Source organism: Streptomyces sp. NPDC033845 (assembly GCF_055576225.1).
Window position 1 is genome coordinate 381,794 of sequence record NZ_JBVIRI010000003.1, and the last position, 17,760, is coordinate 399,553.

Annotated in this window: 13 protein-coding genes; 7 read left to right on the forward strand and 6 right to left on the reverse strand. The window is 73.9% G+C overall.

Annotation, left to right across the window (positions count from 1 at the left end; translation table 11 throughout):
- Positions 1–116 precede the first annotated feature (116 nt).
- Genes ACZ50K_RS08780 through hemG form a run of 6 tightly spaced genes read left to right on the forward strand, consistent with a single transcriptional unit; the run spans position 117 to position 9,331 of the window.
- On the forward strand, positions 117–3,761 hold the full coding sequence (locus ACZ50K_RS08780) for a nitrate reductase subunit alpha (RefSeq protein WP_468899327.1): 3,645 nt from the start codon (positions 117–119) through the stop codon (positions 3,759–3,761).
- A 5-nt stretch (positions 3,762–3,766) separates the two neighbouring features.
- Positions 3,767–5,290: a nitrate reductase subunit beta gene (gene narH / locus ACZ50K_RS08785; protein WP_468899329.1), complete on the forward strand. Its 1,524-nt coding sequence runs from the start codon at positions 3,767–3,769 to the stop codon at positions 5,288–5,290.
- Positions 5,287–5,976, forward strand: a complete 690-nt coding sequence (gene narJ / locus ACZ50K_RS08790; RefSeq protein WP_468899331.1) for a nitrate reductase molybdenum cofactor assembly chaperone — start codon at positions 5,287–5,289, stop codon at positions 5,974–5,976. Before narH ends, narJ begins: the two co-directional genes overlap by 4 nt.
- Positions 5,976–6,701 carry a respiratory nitrate reductase subunit gamma gene (narI, locus tag ACZ50K_RS08795; protein ID WP_468899334.1) on the forward strand — a complete coding sequence of 242 codons (726 nt, stop codon included), beginning with the start codon at positions 5,976–5,978 and terminating at the stop codon, positions 6,699–6,701. The genes narJ and narI overlap by 1 nt, the downstream gene beginning before the upstream one ends.
- Positions 6,698–7,924 (forward strand): TIGR04053 family radical SAM/SPASM domain-containing protein, encoded by a 1,227-nt coding sequence (locus ACZ50K_RS08800; RefSeq protein WP_468899336.1) that lies wholly within the window; start codon positions 6,698–6,700, stop codon positions 7,922–7,924. Before narI ends, ACZ50K_RS08800 begins: the two co-directional genes overlap by 4 nt.
- A gap of 27 nt (positions 7,925–7,951) precedes the next feature.
- Positions 7,952–9,331 carry a protoporphyrinogen oxidase gene (hemG, locus tag ACZ50K_RS08805; protein WP_468899338.1) on the forward strand — a complete coding sequence of 460 codons (1,380 nt, stop codon included), beginning with the start codon at positions 7,952–7,954 and terminating at the stop codon, positions 9,329–9,331.
- A 51-nt stretch (positions 9,332–9,382) separates the two neighbouring features.
- Here hemG and ACZ50K_RS08810 read toward each other — a convergent pair whose 3' ends face one another.
- Positions 9,383–10,084 (reverse strand): helix-turn-helix domain-containing protein, encoded by a 702-nt coding sequence (locus tag ACZ50K_RS08810; protein WP_468899341.1) that lies wholly within the window; start codon positions 10,082–10,084, stop codon positions 9,383–9,385.
- Positions 10,085–10,178: 94 nt separating this feature from the next.
- Here ACZ50K_RS08810 and ACZ50K_RS08815 point away from each other — a divergent pair, with 94 nt between their 5' ends.
- Positions 10,179–11,744, forward strand: a complete 1,566-nt coding sequence (locus ACZ50K_RS08815; protein WP_468899344.1) for an alpha/beta hydrolase — start codon at positions 10,179–10,181, stop codon at positions 11,742–11,744.
- 78 nt (positions 11,745–11,822) lie between these two features.
- On the opposite strand, the gene moeZ is transcribed toward ACZ50K_RS08815, so the two are convergent.
- The 5 genes from moeZ to ACZ50K_RS08840 all read right to left on the reverse strand — a co-directional run bounded on the left by moeZ (position 11,823) and on the right by ACZ50K_RS08840 (position 17,595).
- Positions 11,823–13,001, reverse strand: coding sequence for an adenylyltransferase/sulfurtransferase MoeZ (gene moeZ, locus ACZ50K_RS08820; RefSeq protein ID WP_468899346.1), 1,179 nt, complete (start codon positions 12,999–13,001; stop codon positions 11,823–11,825).
- A gap of 61 nt (positions 13,002–13,062) precedes the next feature.
- Complete coding sequence (locus ACZ50K_RS08825) at positions 13,063–13,836, reverse strand: spherulation-specific family 4 protein (RefSeq protein ID WP_468899349.1); 774 nt, start codon at positions 13,834–13,836, stop codon at positions 13,063–13,065.
- Positions 13,824–14,828, reverse strand: a complete 1,005-nt coding sequence (locus ACZ50K_RS08830) for an NAD-dependent epimerase/dehydratase (protein ID WP_468899351.1) — start codon at positions 14,826–14,828, stop codon at positions 13,824–13,826. The genes ACZ50K_RS08825 and ACZ50K_RS08830 overlap by 13 nt, the downstream gene beginning before the upstream one ends.
- The gene (locus ACZ50K_RS08835) at positions 14,825–16,078 is read right to left on the reverse strand and encodes a hypothetical protein (RefSeq protein WP_468899353.1); all 1,254 of its coding nucleotides are present in this window, start codon (positions 16,076–16,078) and stop codon (positions 14,825–14,827) included. Before ACZ50K_RS08835 ends, ACZ50K_RS08830 begins: the two co-directional genes overlap by 4 nt.
- Positions 16,075–17,595: a glycosyltransferase gene (locus ACZ50K_RS08840; RefSeq protein WP_468899355.1), complete on the reverse strand. Its 1,521-nt coding sequence runs from the start codon at positions 17,593–17,595 to the stop codon at positions 16,075–16,077. Before ACZ50K_RS08840 ends, ACZ50K_RS08835 begins: the two co-directional genes overlap by 4 nt.
- Positions 17,596–17,760 lie beyond the last annotated feature (165 nt).

The following is a 17,760-nucleotide window of genomic DNA, read 5'->3' on the forward strand; positions in this document are numbered from 1 at the left end:
GGATCGCACCCGATCGGCCCGGGAAACTCCGGCTGTTGGTCACCCCTGGTGGGGACCTTTGTCATCGGTTGCGGACATTTGCCAGGCATACGGTCATACAGGGATTTCTCTTTCCGATGGCCTGGAGGGTCGCGTTGCAGGAGCATCTGATCAAGGCGGGGAGCTACTTCACCCGCGCCGAGGTCTCCGAGGACCTGCGGAGCGCGCACCACACGGGCGGGCGGGCCGGCGAGGCCTTCTACCGGGACCGCTGGAGCCACGACAAGGTCGTCTACTCCACCCACGGGGTGAACTGCACCGGCTCCTGCCGGTGGAAGGTGTACGTCAAGGACGGCATCATCACCTGGGAGACCCAGGCCACCGACTACCCCTCGGTGGGCCCGGACCGGCCCGAGTACGAGCCGCGCGGCTGCCCCCGCGGCGCCTCCTTCTCCTGGTACTCCTACTCCCCCACCCGGGTCCGCTACCCGCTGGTGCGCGGGGCGCTGCTGGAGATGTACCGGGAGGCGAAGGAACGGCTGGGCGACCCGGTGCTGGCCTGGGCGGACATCCAGGCCGACCCGGAGCGGCGGCGCCGCTACCAGCGGGCCCGCGGCAAGGGCGGGCTGGTGCGGGCGGACTGGCGGGAGGCGACCGAGATCGTCGCCGCCGCGCACGTGCACACCATCAAGGAGCACGGGCCGGACCGGGTGGCGGGGTTCTCCCCGATCCCGGCGATGTCGATGGCCTCGCACGCGGCCGGGGCCCGCTTCCACTCGCTGATCGGCGCGCCGATGCTGTCGTTCTACGACTGGTACGCCGACCTCCCGGTGGCCTCCCCGCAGGTGTTCGGCGACCAGACCGACGTCCCGGAGTCGGGCGACTGGTGGGACGCGGCCTATCTGATGATGTGGGGCTCCAACGTCCCCGTGACCCGGACCCCGGACGCCCACTGGATGGCCGAGGCCCGCTACCGCGGCCAGAAGGTGGTCACGGTCTCCCCCGACTTCGCGGACAACACCAAGTTCGCCGACGAGTGGATGCACCCGCACCCGGGCACCGACGGGGCGCTGGCCCTGGCCATGGGGCACGTGATCCTGAAGGAGTTCTTCGTCGAGCGGCAGACCCCGTTCTTCACCGACTACGTGCGCAGGTACACCGACCTGCCGTTCCTGGTCTCCCTGAAGGAGACCGGGCACGGGCTGGTGCCGGGCAAGTTCGTCACCGCCGCCGACCTGGGGCAGGACACCGAGAACGCGCGCTGGAAGACCGTCCTGATCGACGACGCGAGCGGCGAGCCGGTGGTCCCGAACGGCACCCTCGGACACCGCTGGGGCAGCAACGAGACCCCCGAGTGGAACCTGGACCTCGGGGACACCGTGCCCCGGCTCACCCTCCTCTCCGAGGGGGAGACCGCCGAGATCGTGCTGCCCCGGTTCGAGGACGACGAGCGCGGCACGGTGGTCCGCGGGGTCCCGGTCCGCCGGCTCGGCGACCGGCTGGTCACCACCGTGTTCGACCTGATGCTCGCCCAGTACGGGGTGGGCCGCGAGGGCCTGCCCGGCGAGTGGCCGGCCGGCTACGAGGACGCCTCCCAGCCCGGCACCCCCGGCTGGCAGGAGTCCCTGACCTCGGTGCCGGCCGCGCAGGCGGCCCGGGTGGCGCGGGAGTTCGCGGAGACCGCGGAGAAGTCCGGCGGCCGCTGCATGATCCTGATGGGGGCCGGCACCAACCACTGGTTCCACTCCGAGACCATCTACCGGGCCTTCCTCGCCCTGCTGACGCTGACCGGCTGCCAGGGCCGCAACGGCGGCGGCTGGGGCCACTACGTGGGCCAGGAGAAGTGCCGCCCGGTCACCGGCTGGGCCACCCTGGCCGCCGCCTCCGACTGGTCCCGGCCGCCCCGCCAGATGATCGGCGCCGCCTGGTTCTACCTGCACACCGACCAGTGGCGGTACGACACCCTGCCCGCCGAGGCCCTCGCCTCCCCGCTGGCCACCGGCGCCTTCGAGGGGATGACCGGCGCCGACTGCCTGGCCGCCGCCACCCGGATGGGCTGGATGCCCTCCTATCCGACCTTCGACCGGAACCCGCTCGACCTCGGCTCCTCCGCCGACCCGGTGGCCGACGCGGTCGCCGAACTCAAGGCCGGCACCCTCGGGTTCGCCGGAGAGGACCCGGACGCACCCGGCAACTGGCCGCGGGTGCTGAACGTCTGGCGGGCCAACCTGCTGGGCTCCAGCTCCAAGGGCAACGAGTACTTCCTCAAGCACCTGCTGGGCACCCACTCCAACCTGCCCGAGGACGGCCCCCGCTGCACCCCCCGGGACGTGGCGTACCGGGAGGAGGACGTGGCGGGCAAGCTCGACCTGCTGATGTCCATGGACTTCCGGATGACCTCCACCACCCTGCTGTCCGACGTGGTGTTCCCGGCGGCCACCTGGTACGAGAAGCACGACCTGTCCTCCACCGACATGCACCCCTTCCTGCACGCCTTCACCCCGGCGGTGGACCCGCCCTGGCAGGCCCGGTCCGACTACGACGCCTTCCTCGGGCTGGCCCGCCGGTTCGGCGAGCTCGCCGGGGAGCACCTGGGCGTACGCAGGGACCTGGTGGCCACCGCGCTCCAGCACGACACCCCGGGCGGGGAGATGGCCCAGCCGGGCGGGGTCGCGCTGGACTGGTCGAAGGGCGAGTGCGAGCCCGTACCCGGCCGGACCATGTACAACCTGGCCGTGGTGGAGCGGGACTACGGGGCGGTCGGCGAGAAGTTCGCGGCGCTCGGCCCGCTGGTGGACTCGCTGGGCGTCACCACCAAGGCGATCACCTTCGAGGTCGGCGAGGAGGTGGCCTACCTCGGGGCGAAGAACGGCACGGTCCGCGGCGGGGTCGCCGACGGCCGGCCCCGGCTGGACACCGCGCAGCGGGCCTGCGAGGCGATCCTGTCGCTGTCCGGGACCAGCAACGGCCGGCTGGCCACCCAGGGGTTCGAGACCCTGGAGAAGAAGGTCGGCACCGAGATGGCGCACCTGGCGGCCGAGGCCGAGGGCAAGCGGATCAGCTTCGCCGACACCCAGGCCCGCCCGGTCCCAGTGATCACCTCCCCGGAGTGGTCGGGCAGCGAGTCCGGCGGCCGCCGGTACACGGCGTTCACGGTGAACACCGAGCACCTCAAGCCCTGGCACACCCTCACCGGCCGGCAGCACTTCTTCCTGGACCACGACTGGCTGCACGAGGTCGGCGAGTCCCTCCCCGTCTACAAGCCGCCGCTGGACATGCACCGGCTGTACGGGGAGCCCAGGCTCGGGCAGGTGGAGGAGGGCCGGACGGTGGCCGTCCGCTACCTCACCCCGCACAACAAGTGGGCGATCCACAGCCAGTACCAGGACAACCTCTACATGATGACCCTGGGCCGCGGCGGTCAGACCGTCTGGATCTCCCCGCAGGACGCCGCGTCCATCGGGGTCGCGGACAACGACTGGATCGAGGCCGTCAACCGCAACGGGGTGGTCACCGCCCGGGCGATCGTCTCGCACAAGATGCCGCCCGGCACGGTCTACATGAACCACGCCCAGGAGCGGACCGTCGGCGTCCCCCGCACCGAGAAGACCGGTCGCCGCGGCGGCATCCACAACTCGCTGACCCGGGTGATGCTCAAACCGACCCATCTGGTGGGCGGTTACGCCCAGCTGACCTGGGCCTTCAACTACCTCGGCCCGACCGGGAACCAGCGCGACGAGGTGACGGTCATCCGGCGCCGCGACCAGAAGGTGGAGTACTGATCCGCATGCGCGTGATGGCACAGATCGCGATGGTCATGAACCTCGACAAGTGCATCGGCTGCCACACCTGCTCGGTCACCTGCAAGCAGGCGTGGACCAACCGGCAGGGCACCGAGTACGTCTGGTTCAACAACGTCGAGACCCTCCCCGGCCAGGGCTACCCGCGCCGCTGGGAGGACCAGGAGAAGTGGAAGGGCGGCTGGGAGCGCACCCGCTCCGGCCGGCTCCGGCTGAAGGCCGGCGGCCGGCTGAAGAAGCTGGGGACCCTCTTCGCCAACCCGGACCTCCCGGAGCTGGACGACTACTACCAGCCGTGGACCTACGAGTACAAGAACCTCACCGAGGCCCCGGCCGGCGACGACCTCCCCACCGCCCGGCCCGTCTCCCAGATCACCGGCGAACCCATCGACAAGGTCGAGTGGGGCCCGAACTGGGACGACAACCTCGGCGGCGCCCCCGAGCACGGGCCCCGGGACCCGATGGTGGAGAAGGTCCGCGAGCAGGTCGGCGAGAAGATCCGCTTCGAGTTCGAGCAGAGCTTCATGTTCTACCTGCCGCGGGTCTGCGAGCACTGCCTGAACCCGGCCTGCGTCTCCTCCTGCCCCTCCGGCGCCATGTACAAGCGCGAGGAGGACGGGATCGTCCTGGTCGACCAGGACACCTGCCGCGGCTGGCGGATGTGCGTCACCGGATGCCCGTACAAGAAGGTCTACTTCAACCACCACACCGGCAAGGCCGAGAAGTGCACCTTCTGCTTCCCGCGCATCGAGGTCGGCATGCCCACCGTCTGCTCCGAGACCTGCGTGGGCCGGATGCGCTACCTGGGCGTGATGCTCTACGACGCCGACAAGGTCGCCGAGGCCGCCTCGGTGGAGGACGAACAGGACCTCTACCCGGCCCAGCTGGAGGCCTTCCTCGACCCGCACGACCCGGCGGTGGCCGCCGCCGCCCGGCGCGACGGCATCACCGAGGAGTGGCTGGAGGCGGCCCGCCGCTCCCCGGTCCACGACCTGATCGCCACCTACCAGGTGGCCCTCCCGCTGCACCCGGAGTACCGGACCATGCCGATGGTCTGGTACGTCCCGCCGCTCTCCCCGGTGGTCGAGGCGGTCGCCGCCACCGGCAGCGACGGCGAGGACGCCGGGAACCTGTTCGGGGCCATCGACGCCCTGCGCATCCCGGTCGAGTACCTGGCCGCGATCCTCACCGCCGGCGACACCCATGCGGTGGAGGCGGTGCTGCGCCGGATGGCGGCCATGCGGTCCTACATGCGGCGGATCAACCTCGGCGAGGAACGGGACGAGTCCGTCGCCCGCGCCGTCGGACTGACCGGGGCTGAGATGGAGGACATGTTCCGGCTGCTGGCCGTCGCCAAGCAGGAGGACCGGTTCGTGATCCCGACGGCGGCCCGTGCCGACGCCGAGTCCCTGGCCGACACCCACCCGCTGGACTCCGAATGCCCCGTCGGGGCGGTCGCCGAACCCCGGGTGATGCTCAACCTGAGTCCCACCAGAAGGAGGAGCGCGTGAACCCCGATGGCTTGGTCCGCCTGGTCGCCGGCTGCGTCCTGCAGTACCCGGGCGACCACTTCCACGACGAGCTCCCCCGGCTCCGGGCGGCCCTCGACGGGGCGCCCGCCGAACCGGCCGCACTGCTCGGCGGGTTCCTCGACCACGCCGAGTCCCTCGGCCCGATCGAGTTGTGCGCCGAGTACACCGGCACCTTCGACACCCGCAACCGGCGCTGCCTGTACCTGACCTGGTGGGTGGACGGGGACACCCGCCGGCGCGGGCTCTCCCTGGTCCGCCTCAAGCGGATCTACCGGGACTTCGGCCTGGAGTTCGCGGGCGAGGAACTCCCCGACTTCCTCCCGGTGGCCCTGGAGTTCGCCGCCCTGCGGGAGGAGGCCGGCACCGAGCTGCTCCAGGAGCACCGGGCCGGACTGGAACTGCTGCGGCTCGCGCTCACCGAGTCCGGCAGCCCCTACGCCCGGGTGCTGGAGGCGGTCTGCACCACGCTGCCCGGCACCTCCCCCGCGACCAGGGCGGAGGCCAAGGCCCTCGCCCGGCTCGGCCCGCCGCAGGAACTGGTCGGCGCCGGCTCGGCCCTGGAGCCCTTCGGCCCGGGCCTGGACATGCCGGCCGACCTCCCGTGGCCCACCGCACCCCGCACCGCACCCGCAGCACCCGCAGCACCGGAAAGGCAGACGGCCTGATGGACCTCCTCCTGTGGGGCGTGCTCCCGTACGTCTCCGTCGCCCTGCTGGTCGCGGGCACCGTCTGGCGGGCCCGGTTCGACCGGTTCGGCTGGACCACCCACTCCTCCCAGCTGCACGAGTCCCGGCTGCTGCGGATCGGCTCCCCGCTGTTCCACTTCGGGATGCTGTTCGTGGTCCTCGGCCATGTGGTCGGCCTGCTGGTGCCGATGAGCTGGACCGACGCGGTCGGGCTCGACGACCACGCCTACCACCTGATGGCCGTGTCCACCGGCGCGGTCGCGGGCCTCGCCGCCGCCGCCGGCATCGCACTCCTGGTGTACCGCCGGTTCAGGGTGCCGGCGGTGCGCCGGGCCACCCTGCGCTCGGACCACCTGATGTACACCTTCCTGCTGGGCGCCCTGGTCCTCGGCCTGACGGCGACGGTCCTCAACTCCACCGGGCAGACCGGCGGCTACAACTACCGGGAGGGCATCTCCCCCTGGTTCCGCAGCCTGTTCACCCTCCAGCCCGACTACCACCTGATGGCCGGCGCCCCGCTCGCCTTCAAGCTGCACATCCTGTTCGGGTTCACCCTGTTCGCCCTGATCCCCTACTCCCGGCTGGTCCACATGTTCTCGGCCCCGGTGGCGTACCTGTTCCGCCCGTACGTGGTCTACCGCGCCCGGAACCCGAAGCAGCTCGCCAACCGCCCCGACAAGCGCGGCTGGGAGCGGGTCTCGTGAAGCCCACCGGCGTGGTCCGGCGGCCCCGGCACCCGGTGGCCGACCGGCCCTTCATCGTCATCTGGGAGGCCACCCGGGCCTGCCCGCTGGCCTGTCTGCACTGCCGGGCGGAGGCCGTGACCACCCGGCACCCGCACGAGCTGGACGGGGCGGACGCCCGCCGGGTGATGGACCGGATCGCCGAGTTCGGCCGCCCCTCCCCGCTGTTCGTGATCACCGGCGGGGACCCCTTCCAACGGCCCGACCTGACCGAGCTGATCGCCTACGGGACCTCCCTCGGCCTGCGGGTCGCGGTCTCCCCCTCCGGCACCCCCACCCTGACCCGGGAGAACCTCCTCGCCGTCCGCGAGGCCGGGGCGGTGGCCCTGTCGCTGTCCCTGGACGGCTCCACCGCCACCCGCCACGACGCCTTCCGCGGAGTGGACGGGGTGTTCGACTGGACCCTGGACGGCTGGCGGGCGGCCCGCGCACTCGGTCTGAAGGTGCAGATCAACACCACCGTCTCGCGCGGCAGCCTGGAGGACCTCGCGGACATCGCCGCCCTGGTCCGCCGGGAGGGCGCGATGCTCTGGTCCGGGTTCCTGCTGGTGCCCACCGGGCGCGGCGAGCAGCTGGGCGCGCTGAGCTGCGAGGAGACCGAGGACGTCCTGCACTTCCTCTACGACTGCGGGGCGGTGTTCGCCACCAAGACCACCGAGGGCCACCACTTCCGGCGGGTGGCGCTCCAGCGGACCGTGCTGGAGGCCCGCGGGGAGACCCCCGAGCTGGGCCCGCTGTACCGGCGGCTGACCGCCCGCGCGGCGGAGCTCGGCCTGTTCGAGGGAGAGCGGCGGGCCGTGCGGCGGCCGCCGATGGACGTGTCCTCGGGCCGCGGGTTCGTGTTCGTCTCGCACACCGGGGAGGTCCATCCGAGCGGGTTCCTGCCGCTGTCGGCGGGGAACGTGAAGGACCGCCCGCTGACCGCGATCTACCGGGACTCGCCGCTGTTCGAGGACCTGCGGGACCCCTCACTGCTGCGCGGGAAGTGCGGGGAGTGCGAGTTCCGCACGGTGTGCGGGGGCTCCCGGTCCCGGGCGTACGGGGCCACCGGGGACTACCTCGCCGCCGATCCGTACTGCGGTTACCGGCCCGGCAGCTTCCCGTACCAGGAAGAGGTGGCGGCGCTGACGGCTCCGGCCGAAAGGACGATGCGGCCGTCCACCACCCCCCGATATGTTCCGTAAGGGGACATATCTGTTCAGGAGTGCAGCATGCGTTCAGTGATCGTGGTGGGCGGCGGAATCAGCGGACTCGCGGCCGCCTGGCAGCTGCGCGGACGGGCCGACGTCACCGTCCTGGAAAGCCACCACCGGGTCGGCGGCAAACTCCGCACCGGCACCATCGCGGGCATCGCGGTGGACGAGGGCGCGGAATCCCTGATGGCCCTGCGCCCGGAGGCGGTGGAACTGGCCGCCGCCGTCGGCCTCGGCGACGCCCTCCGCGATCCCGCCCGCTCCCCCACCACCGTCTGGACCAACGGGGCGCTGCGCCCACTGCCGGCCGGACACGTGATGGGCGTGCCCACCGACCCGGCGGCCCTCGAAGGCACCGGACTGCTCTCCCCCGAGGGCATCGCCCGGGTCGCCGCCGAGGAACACCTCCCGGCCACCGCCCTCACCGGCGACTGCTCCGTCACCGCCTACCTCGCCGCCCGCTTCGGGCAGGAGGCCGTCGACCGGCTCGTCGAACCGCTCCTCGGCGGGGTCTACGCCGGCCGCGCCGACCGGCTCTCGCTGCGCGCCGCCCTCCCCCGGATCGCCGCCCTCGCCGAGCAGGGCACCCCGCTGCTGCCGGCCCTGCGCCGGATCCGGGCGGCCGGCGCCCCGCGCTCGGCGGCGGTCGCCGTCCAGGGGGTGGCGGGCGGCACCGAACGCTTCCCGCAGGCCGTGGCCCGGGCCTGCGGGGCCCGGATCCTCACCGGCACCACGGCCCGCGGTCTGCACCGCACCCCCTCCGGCCGCTGGCGGGTGCAGGCGATGACCGCCGACGGGCCGCTGACCATGGAGGCGGACGGCGTGGTCCTCGCCCTGCCCGCCTTCGCGGCCGCCGAACTGCTGCGGCCGCACTCGCCGGCTGCCGAGTACGAGCTGTCCACCATCGCGCACGCCTCCACCGCCGTGATCACCATGGCCTTCTCCCGGGCCCAGGCCCACTTCCTCCCGGAGGGCAACGGCTTCCTGGTGCCCCCGGTGGACGGGCACACCCTCAAGGCCGCGTCCTTCCTCTCCAACAAGTGGTCCTGGCTGGGCGAGGCGGCCCCCGAGACCTTCGTGCTGCGCGCCTCGATCGGCCGGATCGGCGAGGAGGCCCTCCTGGACCGCCCGGACCGCCGGCTGGTCCGCAGCGCGATCGCCGAACTGCACCACGCGGTCGGCCCGATGGGGGAACCGGTCGCCACCCGGGTCACCCGCTGGGACCGCGGCCTGCCGCAGTACGGGGTGGGCCACCGCGAGCGGGTGGCCCGGATCCGGGAGGCGGCCGACAAGCTGCCGGGTCTGGCCCTGTGCGGGGCGGCGTACGAGGGCGTGGGCGTGGCGGCCTGTGTGGCCACCGGCCGGGCGGCCGCCCGGCAGCTGCTGGACCGTGGCTGAGCCTGGCCGGTGCGGCGCGCCGGCCCCGGCTCCCGGCTCCCGGCCCCCGGTTCAGCCCTGCCGCTGGAGCAGCAGCCCGCCCAACAGCTCCGCGACCCGGGCCTGGGCCGGCGACACCTCGCCGGACCCGGCCCCGGCTCCCTGGCCCTCCCGGCCGTCCGTTTCCGGCGGTTCCCCGGCGGCCGGGGCGGCCGGGGCGTCCGCCGCGCACCCGCCGCTGAAATCGGGCTCCGGGAAGCAGGCCGCCAGCTCCGCCGCCTCCAGACAGCGCAGGTGCACGAACCAGTCGTGGGCCAGCCGTTCCACCCGGGGATCGGCGGCCGCCGCCTCCGCCAGCTCCGCCAGTTCCGCCGCCAGCCGTTCCCGCTCCGCCCGCAGCCGGGGGTGCAGGGCCAGCAGGTGCCTCCCGGCGGCCTCCCGGCGCGCCACCTCCGGACCCAGCGGATGCCCCGGATCCGGCTCCGGCCGGCCGCCCCGCACCAGCGCGGCCAGCCGGCCGAGCGGATCCGCCGCCGCTCCCCCGGCCGGGGCCAGGACCGCCCGCACCTCCGCCGGCGGCAGCCCCAGCGCGGTCAGCCGCAGCGCCCACAGGATCCCGGTGAGGTCCCGGTAGCCGTACCGGCGGACCCCGTCCGGCCCGTGACAGGGCTCCGGCAGCAGACCGTCCACATGGAGGCCGCGCAGCACCGCCGGGGTGATCCCGGTCAGTGCCGCCGCCTCCGCCATGCCGAGCGCGTTCCCGTTCCCGTTCATACCCTCCAGGTCACCACGGACCGGCCCGGCCCGCCCCGACCCGAACGGCTCACGGCAGGGGCGGCCCCGGGGATTCACCCACAGGATGGGAGGCATGCCGAGAAACGCCCTGCGGGCCACCGCTGCCGCCGCCCTCGCCGCCGCCCTGCTCAGCACGGCCGGCTGCTCCGACAGCAAGGACCGGCCGAACACCGGCAACGCGACCGGGACCTCCAGCGGGCAGGCCCTGCCGGCCCAGAAACTGGCATGGGACGCCTGCCCGCCGCCCTCCCCCGCCGAGGGCGGCGGCCAGGCCCCGTCCCAGGACTGGGAGTGCGCCACCCTGAAGGTCCCGCTGGACTACGCCGAACCGGAGGGCGAGCAGATCGAGCTCGCCGTGATCCGGGCCCGGGCCAAGGACCAGGCCAAGCGGATCGGCTCCCTGGTCTTCAACTTCGGCGGCCCCGGCGGCTCCGGCATCACCACCCTGCCGGGCGCGGCCTCCGAGTACGCCGCCCTGCGCGACCGGTACGACCTGGTCAGCTTCGACCCGCGCGGGGTGGGCCGCAGCGCCCCGGTCCTCTGCGAGGGCGACAAGGAGCTGGACGCCTACTACGCCCAGGACAACACCCCGGCCACCCCGGCCGAGGAGGCGAAGTACGTCGAGGGCATCCGCCGCTACCAGCAGGCCTGCGAGAAGCGTTCCGGGACCGTGCTGCCGTACGTGGGCACCGAGAACGCCGCCCGCGACCTGGACGCCCTGCGCCGGGCCCTGGGCGACGAGAAGCTGAACTACTTCGGGATCAGCTACGGCACCGAGCTGGGCGGGGTGTACGCCCATCTGTTCCCGGGCAACGTGGGCCGGGCGGTGTTCGACGCCGTGGTGGACCCCACCCAGACAGCCGAACAGGGCGCCCTCGGCCAGGCCAAGGGGTTCCAGCTGGCCCTCGGGAACTTCGCCCAGGACTGTGTGGACCGGGGTGACGCCTGCCGGATCCAGGGCAGCACCGCCGAGGAGATCGAGCAGAACATCATCGAGCTGCAGAAGCGGCTGGAGGCCAAGCCCATCCCCGGGATCGGGGACCGGATGCTGACCCGCTCCGCCGCCACCAACGGCATCGCCCAGGCCCTGTACTCCAAGGAGCTGTGGCCGCTGCTGGAGCAGGGGCTGGACGAGGCGGAGGGCGGCCAGGGCCAGCTGCTGATGGCCCTCTCCGACTCCCTCAACGGCCGCAACCAGGACGGCAGTTACAGCAACATCGGGGCGGCGAACACGGCCATCAACTGCGCCGACTCCAAGGAGCGGTACACCTTGGAGCAGACCAAGGCAAAGCTCCCGCAGTTCCGGGCCGCCTCGCCCGTCTTCGGGGACTTCCTCGGCTGGGCCATGATGGGCTGCACCGACTGGCCGGTGGCCGGCGCCTGGAACACCCCGGACGTCAGCGCCCCCGGCTCGGCCCCGATCCTGGTGATCGGCAACACCGGCGACCCGGCCACCCCGTACGAGGGCGCCCGCAGGATGGTGGAGCGCCTCGGCCCCGGCGTCGGGGTGGAGCTCACCTACAAGGGCGAGGGCCACGGCGCGTACAACAGCGGCGACCCCTGCGTCCAGAAGGCCGTGAACTCCTATCTGCTGGACGGCAAGGTGCCCTCCCCGGAGACCGTCTGCACGGCCGTCTGACCCCGCGCACGCCCGACCCCGCGCACGCCGGAGGGGCCGTACCGCGTCCCGCGCGGTACGGCCCCTCCGGGCGGTGTCCTAGTAGATCGGCTTGTCCGGCTCGATCTGGTTGACCCAGCCGATGACCCCGCCGCCGACGTGGACCGCGTCGGCGAAGCCGGCGGACTTCAGCACCGCGAGGACCTCCGCGCTGCGGACGCCCGTCTTGCAGTGCAGGACGATCCGCTTGTCCTGGGGCAGGTCCTGGAGGGCGGTGCCCATCAGGAACTCGCCCTTGGGGATCAGCTTCGCGCCGGGGATCGAGACGATCTCGTACTCGTTGACCTCGCGGACGTCGATGATCTCGATCGGCTCCTCGTTGTCGATCCACTCCTTGAGCTGCTTGGGAGTGATCGTCGAACCGAGGGCGGCCTCCTGGGCCTCCTCCGACACGACGCCGCAGAAGGCCTCGTAGTCGATGAGTTCGGTGACGGTCGGGTTCTCGCCGCAGACCGCGCAGTCGGGGTCCTTGCGGACCTTCACCTGGCGGTACTGCATCTCCAGGGCGTCGTAGATCATCAGACGGCCGACCAGCGGTTCGCCGATGCCGGCGAGCAGCTTGATGGCCTCGTTGACCTGGATGGAGCCGATGGAGGCGCAGAGCACGCCCAGCACGCCGCCCTCGGCGCAGGAGGGGACCATGCCCGGCGGCGGGGGCTCCGGGTAGAGGCAGCGGTAGCAGGGGCCGTGCTCGGACCAGAACACCGAGGCCTGGCCGTCGAAGCGGTAGATCGAGCCCCACACGTACGGCTTGTTCAGCAGCACGCAGGCGTCGTTCACCAGGTAGCGGGTGGCGAAGTTGTCGGTGCCGTCGACGATCAGGTCGTACTGGCTGAAGATCTCCATCACGTTCTCGGCTTCGAGCCGCTCTTCGTGGAGGATCACGTTCACGTACGGGTTGATGCCCTTGACCGAGTCACGGGCGGACTCCGCCTTGGAGCGGCCGATGTCCGCCTGGCTGTGGATGATCTGGCGCTGCAGGTTCGACTCGTCGACCTCGTCGAACTCCACGATGCCCAGCGTGCCCACGCCGGCCGCGGCCAGGTACATCAGTGCGGGCGAGCCGAGGCCGCCCGCGCCCACGGCCAGCACCTTGGCGTTCTTCAGGCGCTTCTGGCCGTCCATCCCGACATCCGGGATGATCAGGTGACGGGAGTACCGACGGACCTCGTCAACGGTGAGCTCAGCAGCTGGCTCGACCAGGGGTGGCAGCGACACGGGGACTCCGGAGAGGTTGAGTCGAACGGTGGTTCTTCCCGTAACACTGCCACGCCCTTCTTCATTCCGAGACACCCGGTCCGATCCGCGAGACGATTTCGTCCCAGTACCCGGGCATACCGGCCCAGGGGTCGGCCGCCGTGGGGCGGCCCGGGCGGTCGGCGCGGTCCGTGCGGTCGGTGAACCAGACGGTTCCGGCGCCCTGCCAGCGGGCCACCCGCAGGGCCTCCTCCAGATGGGTCCGGGGCACCCCGTGGACGAAGTGGCAGAACCGCTCGGGCGGATGGTCGGCCGTCCATTCCGCCACCTGGGACCACCGGTAGTCCGCCCATCGGCCGGAGAAGGTGACCAGTTGGTCGCCGATCTCCGTGTAGTCCTCGCAGGGGTGGATGCCGTGGCCGAGGACGATCCGCAGGCCCTCCCCCAGGGTCCGCAGGGTGTCCGTCAGCCGGCGGACACCGTCCAGGGCGGCCCGGTCGGAGGGGGCCCCGGCCAGATAGAACCCGCCCACCCGGTACCAGTCCCGGTAGCGGTGGGCATCCGAGAGCAGCTCGCCCAGTGAGCGTTCACCGTCTCGCATCGCGAGATGACCGAGGAGGGTGCCGCCCGCCTCGCGGAGCCGGACGGCCGCCGTGCCGCAGTGCGGGTCGGGCCGCTGCCCGGGGCCGTCGGTGACGTTGAGGACGGCCCAGTGCAGGGGGGTGCCGGGCCGGGCCAGCTCCCCCCATTCGGCCGGGGCGAGCAGCGGATGGGCGTAGCCGGGGACCCCCAGGCCCAGCCGGCCGGCCTCGGTGGCGGCCGGGGCGGCTCCCGGCGGGGTGGTCAGATGCGGCACGCCGCCTCCATCCAGATGTCCGCCAGGGACTCCTCCAGGTTGATCCGGGGCCGCCAGCCGAGCCGGTCCCGGGCGGTGCGGACATCGGCCTGCTGCCAGGCACCGCAGCCGTCGGGATACGGGTAGGGGGGTGCCGCCGAGGCGGCCGCGGCGAGCTGTTCGGCGGTGGACTCGGAGCGGGGGGCGCCGATGCCGATGTGCCGGCCGGGCGGCAGCCCGTGGCCGTGCGGCCGGTCGGGGACGTCGAGTTCGTGCAGGGCGCCGCCGTATCCGGCGACCCGGGCCAGGACGGAGGCCGCGTCGCGGAGCCGGACGGCCCGCCCGGTGCCGATGTTGACCACGCCCTGGGCGGCGGACAGGCTGGCCGCGTGCACGGCCCGCGCCACGTCCCGTACGTCGACGAAGTCGCGCTGCACTCCGAGACCGCTGAGCTTGAGCTCGCTGTCCCCGGACTGCATGGCCCGGCGCATGGCCTCGGCCAGCCGGCCGAGCGGTGAGCCGGCCGGGGTGCCGGGGCCCACGGGCGAGAACACCCGCAGCACGACGGCGTCCAGTCCGGAGCCGAGGACCAGTTCGGTGGCGGCCAGCTTGCTGACGCCGTAGGGGCCGCCCGGTCTCGGGACGGCGTCCTCGGCCGTGCTGGACCCGGGCTGGCTGGGCCCGTACTCGGCGGCGCAGCCGAGCTGGACCAGCCGGGCCCCGCAGCCGCTGCGGCGCAGCGACTCGCAGATGGTGGCGACGGCCACGGTGTTGTGACGGGTCAGTTCGCGGGCTCCGCCGCGGGTGGCCCCGGCGCAGTTGACGACCACTCCGGGGTGGACGGCGTCCAGGAAGCGGGTGAGGGCGCCGGGGCTGCCGGTCGCCAGGTCGAACCGGACGTCGGCGTCGTCCCCCCGGCCGAGGGCGGTGAGCTGGACCGCCGGGTCGGCGAGCAGCCGGTCGGCGACGTAGCGGCCGAGGTATCCGTTGGCTCCGATCAGCAGCACCCTCATCGCGCGGCCCCTTGGTTGGTTGGCTGGCCGGTCATGTCCTTCTCCTTGTCATTGGTGGCACGGGTGTCGCGGGCACGGGTGTGTGCGGATGCGCGGGACAGGGCGACGGTGGTGTGTACGAGGAGCCCGGCGGCGGCCACCGCGGCGGCCCCGGGCACCGGCAGCAGACCGGCCGCGAGGGCGGCGGCGGCCGGGCCCGCGGATCCGTGCCGGAGCGACAGCCGGGCCAGGAACAGCAGCAGGACCAGCGGGATCACGGCGCCCGGGCCCGCCCCGACCGCCAGGGCGAGCGGCACCGCGGCCGCGGCGGGCACGGCGGCGGCCAGGACCGGCAGCGGGCGGACGGCCGCGGTGAACTCGGCCAGGGTGCGGGCCCCGGCCAGCCGGCGGCGGGCCCGGGCGGCGTAGCCGGCGGCCGTCCAGTGGGCGGGGGCGACGGCCAGCGCCAGGGCGGCTCCGAGGGCCGGGCCGTGCCGGTGGACGGCGTAGCCGAGACCGGCGGCGGCGACCAGATGGGCGACGGCCGACGCTCCGGTCCGGCCGCGCGGGCGCCCGGGCCACACCAGGGCGGCGGCCAGCAGCAGCCCGGCGAGCAGGGCGGCGGCGGGGGCCGGGAGCGGTGCCTGGCCGAGCGCGAGGACCAGGGCTCCGGGGGCCAGCGCGTAGCCGGTGCCGCGCGGCAGCCGAAGGGTCCGGCGGGTGGCCCGGGCCGGGGGTTCCCCGGTCCGGGTGTGGCTCCGGGGCACCCGGGCGTAGACCTCCTCGGCGAGCGAGAACACGTCCCGGTGGCGGAACCGGGCGGCGGTGCGGTCGGTGACCCCGAGGGCTTCGAGTCCGGCGGCGATCTCCAGCGGGTCCACGGCCCGCTCGCACAGTTCCCGGTTGCGCCGCACCAGCCCCTTGACCGGATCCCCGCCCCCGCGCGGCCGCACCTGCGCCCCGGCGGCCGGGGCCGGGGTGGCGGCGGGCTCGGGGTCGGGTTCGGGAGCCGCCGCGTCGGCGGAGACCGGCGGTGCCGTCGATGCGGACGGTGCGGGTGGTGCAGACGATGCGGGCGGTTCCGGGGCGAAGCCCTGGGCGATCCCGCCGCGCCAGTTGACGGGCAGGCCTCCGCCGCCCGGCCCGGGCGCCTCCGGCGCGCCCGGCAGCACCGAGACCGGGGCCGGGTCGGAGCTGCGCGGCGCGACCTGGGCGCCGCCCGGGGTGCCGGGTCGGGGCGGGGTGGGGCCGACGAGGTGCAGGGAGGTCATACCGCCGCCCAGGTCGGGGTGGTCCAGTGGCCGGGGACCCGCGCCTCGGCGGGCATGGCGAACGGCACGTCGTCCTCCGTGGGCGCGGCCTGGGCGGCCCCGCCGGCGATCAGGTCCAGGTAGATCCCCCGGAAGGCGGCCACGTTCTGTTCGACGGTGAACAGTTCGAGCGCCCTGGCCCGGGCGGCGGCGCCCAGCCGGGCGGCCCGTTCCGGGTCGCGGAGCAGGGAGACGCAGGCTTCCGCGAGGGCCCGGGGGTTCCGTGGCGGCACCACGAGCCCGGTGCCGCCGATGACTTCGAAGACCGCGCCGACGTCCGTGGACACGGTGGCCCGGCCGCAGAACATGGCCTCGGCCAGGGTGATCGGGAAGCCCTCGACCACGGAGGAGGAGATGACCACCCGGCCGGATCCGTAGGCCTCCGCGAGCGAGGGGACGTCCGGTCCGCCGACCCGTTCGAAGGAGACCGGGTTCTCGCCCGCCGAGAGGGTGTCGGCGGCCTCGTCGGGGAACAGCTGGGCGGCCAGGGCCCGGCAGTCGGCGAGATAAGCGGCGGCCTCGGGGGTGGCCGGTGCCCCGGTGGCCAGGATCCGCAGCCGGGCGGCCGGCTCGGAGCGGCGGACCTCGGCGAAGGCGTGCAGCAGTCCGATGAGGTCCTTGGCCGGTTCGATCCGGCCGACCCAGACGACGGTGCCGGGGTCCCCCTGGTCCACGGCTTCGCCAACGGTGGCGAATCGGTCCGCCTCCATGCCGGGGTAGACGGTCCGCAGCCGGTTGCGGGGGGCGCCGCAGCGCTGCTGCCAGCGCCGGGCGTGGGCGTTCCCGGGGGTGAGCAGATCGGCCCGGGCGTAGGTCTCGGTGGCCAGCCTGAAGTGGAAGGAGCCCAGCAGCGCCCGGACGGCGGCCGGCCGGCCGGGGTGGCCCAGATAGTGGGCGCGGAGCTGGACGGCGTGCTCGGTGAGCAGCAGCGGGATTCCGCAGAAGCGTTTGGCCAGGAGCCCGGGGAGGGCGGCCGGGCCGCCGGCGGAGGCGTGCACCACGTCCGCGGTGGCGAGCCGCCCGTACCAGTCCTCGGAGAGCGGCCGCAGGGCCCGCTCCAGTTCCACCGCGACGGTCAGCAGGTCCGGGACCCGGGCGGTCTGCAGGGTGCGCCCGGCGCCGGGGGCCCGGCAGCCGGCCTCCAGGGCCCGCAGGGCGTCCTCGGAGCGCAGTGCGGCCGTCAGCGGCCCCTGTTCGCGGGCGAGCCGGGCGAGGCTGTAGAGGCCGGCGGCGAAGGCTCCTGAGTCGGCGGCGCAGATCCCGGTCACCAGTTCCCGGTAGGCCGGCAGGAAGGCCCGCCGGTCCCGGCGCCGGTAGCCCCGGTGCCGTCCGGGTCCGGCGGCGCCGGGGGTCCCGGCTGCCGGGCCCCCGCCCGCGGCGGGCTGTCCGTAGAGCACGAACTCGTGTTGCGGGAGGCCGCGGACGAGCCGCTCGCACCACAGCCTCGAACCACCGTCGGTCAGCAATCCGATCCGCACGTGTGGCACCCCCGTTCTCCCGTTTGCGGCGACCCGCCGCGGGAGAAACTCAATCGGATGTGCCGGTGGGGGGGGGGGGGGGGGGGGGGGGGGGGGGGGGCGGGGGGGGGGGGGGGGGGGGTGTTGGGGGGGGGGGGTGGGGGGCGGCGGGGCGGGCCGCCGGGG

Coding starts and splice junctions, on each gene's coding strand:
- ACZ50K_RS08780 (WP_468899327.1), top strand. CDS start 117: ATGGCCTGGAGGGTCGCGTTGCAGGAGCATCTGATCAAGGCGGGGAGC.
- narH (WP_468899329.1), top strand. CDS start 3,767: ATGCGCGTGATGGCACAGATCGCGATGGTCATGAACCTCGACAAGTGC.
- narI (WP_468899334.1), top strand. CDS start 5,976: ATGGACCTCCTCCTGTGGGGCGTGCTCCCGTACGTCTCCGTCGCCCTG.
- hemG (WP_468899338.1), top strand. CDS start 7,952: ATGCGTTCAGTGATCGTGGTGGGCGGCGGAATCAGCGGACTCGCGGCC.
- ACZ50K_RS08810 (WP_468899341.1), bottom strand. CDS start 10,084: ATGAACGGGAACGGGAACGCGCTCGGCATGGCGGAGGCGGCGGCACTG.
- ACZ50K_RS08815 (WP_468899344.1), top strand. CDS start 10,179: ATGCCGAGAAACGCCCTGCGGGCCACCGCTGCCGCCGCCCTCGCCGCC.
- ACZ50K_RS08830 (WP_468899351.1), bottom strand. CDS start 14,828: ATGAGGGTGCTGCTGATCGGAGCCAACGGATACCTCGGCCGCTACGTC.
- ACZ50K_RS08835 (WP_468899353.1), bottom strand. CDS start 16,078: ATGACCTCCCTGCACCTCGTCGGCCCCACCCCGCCCCGACCCGGCACC.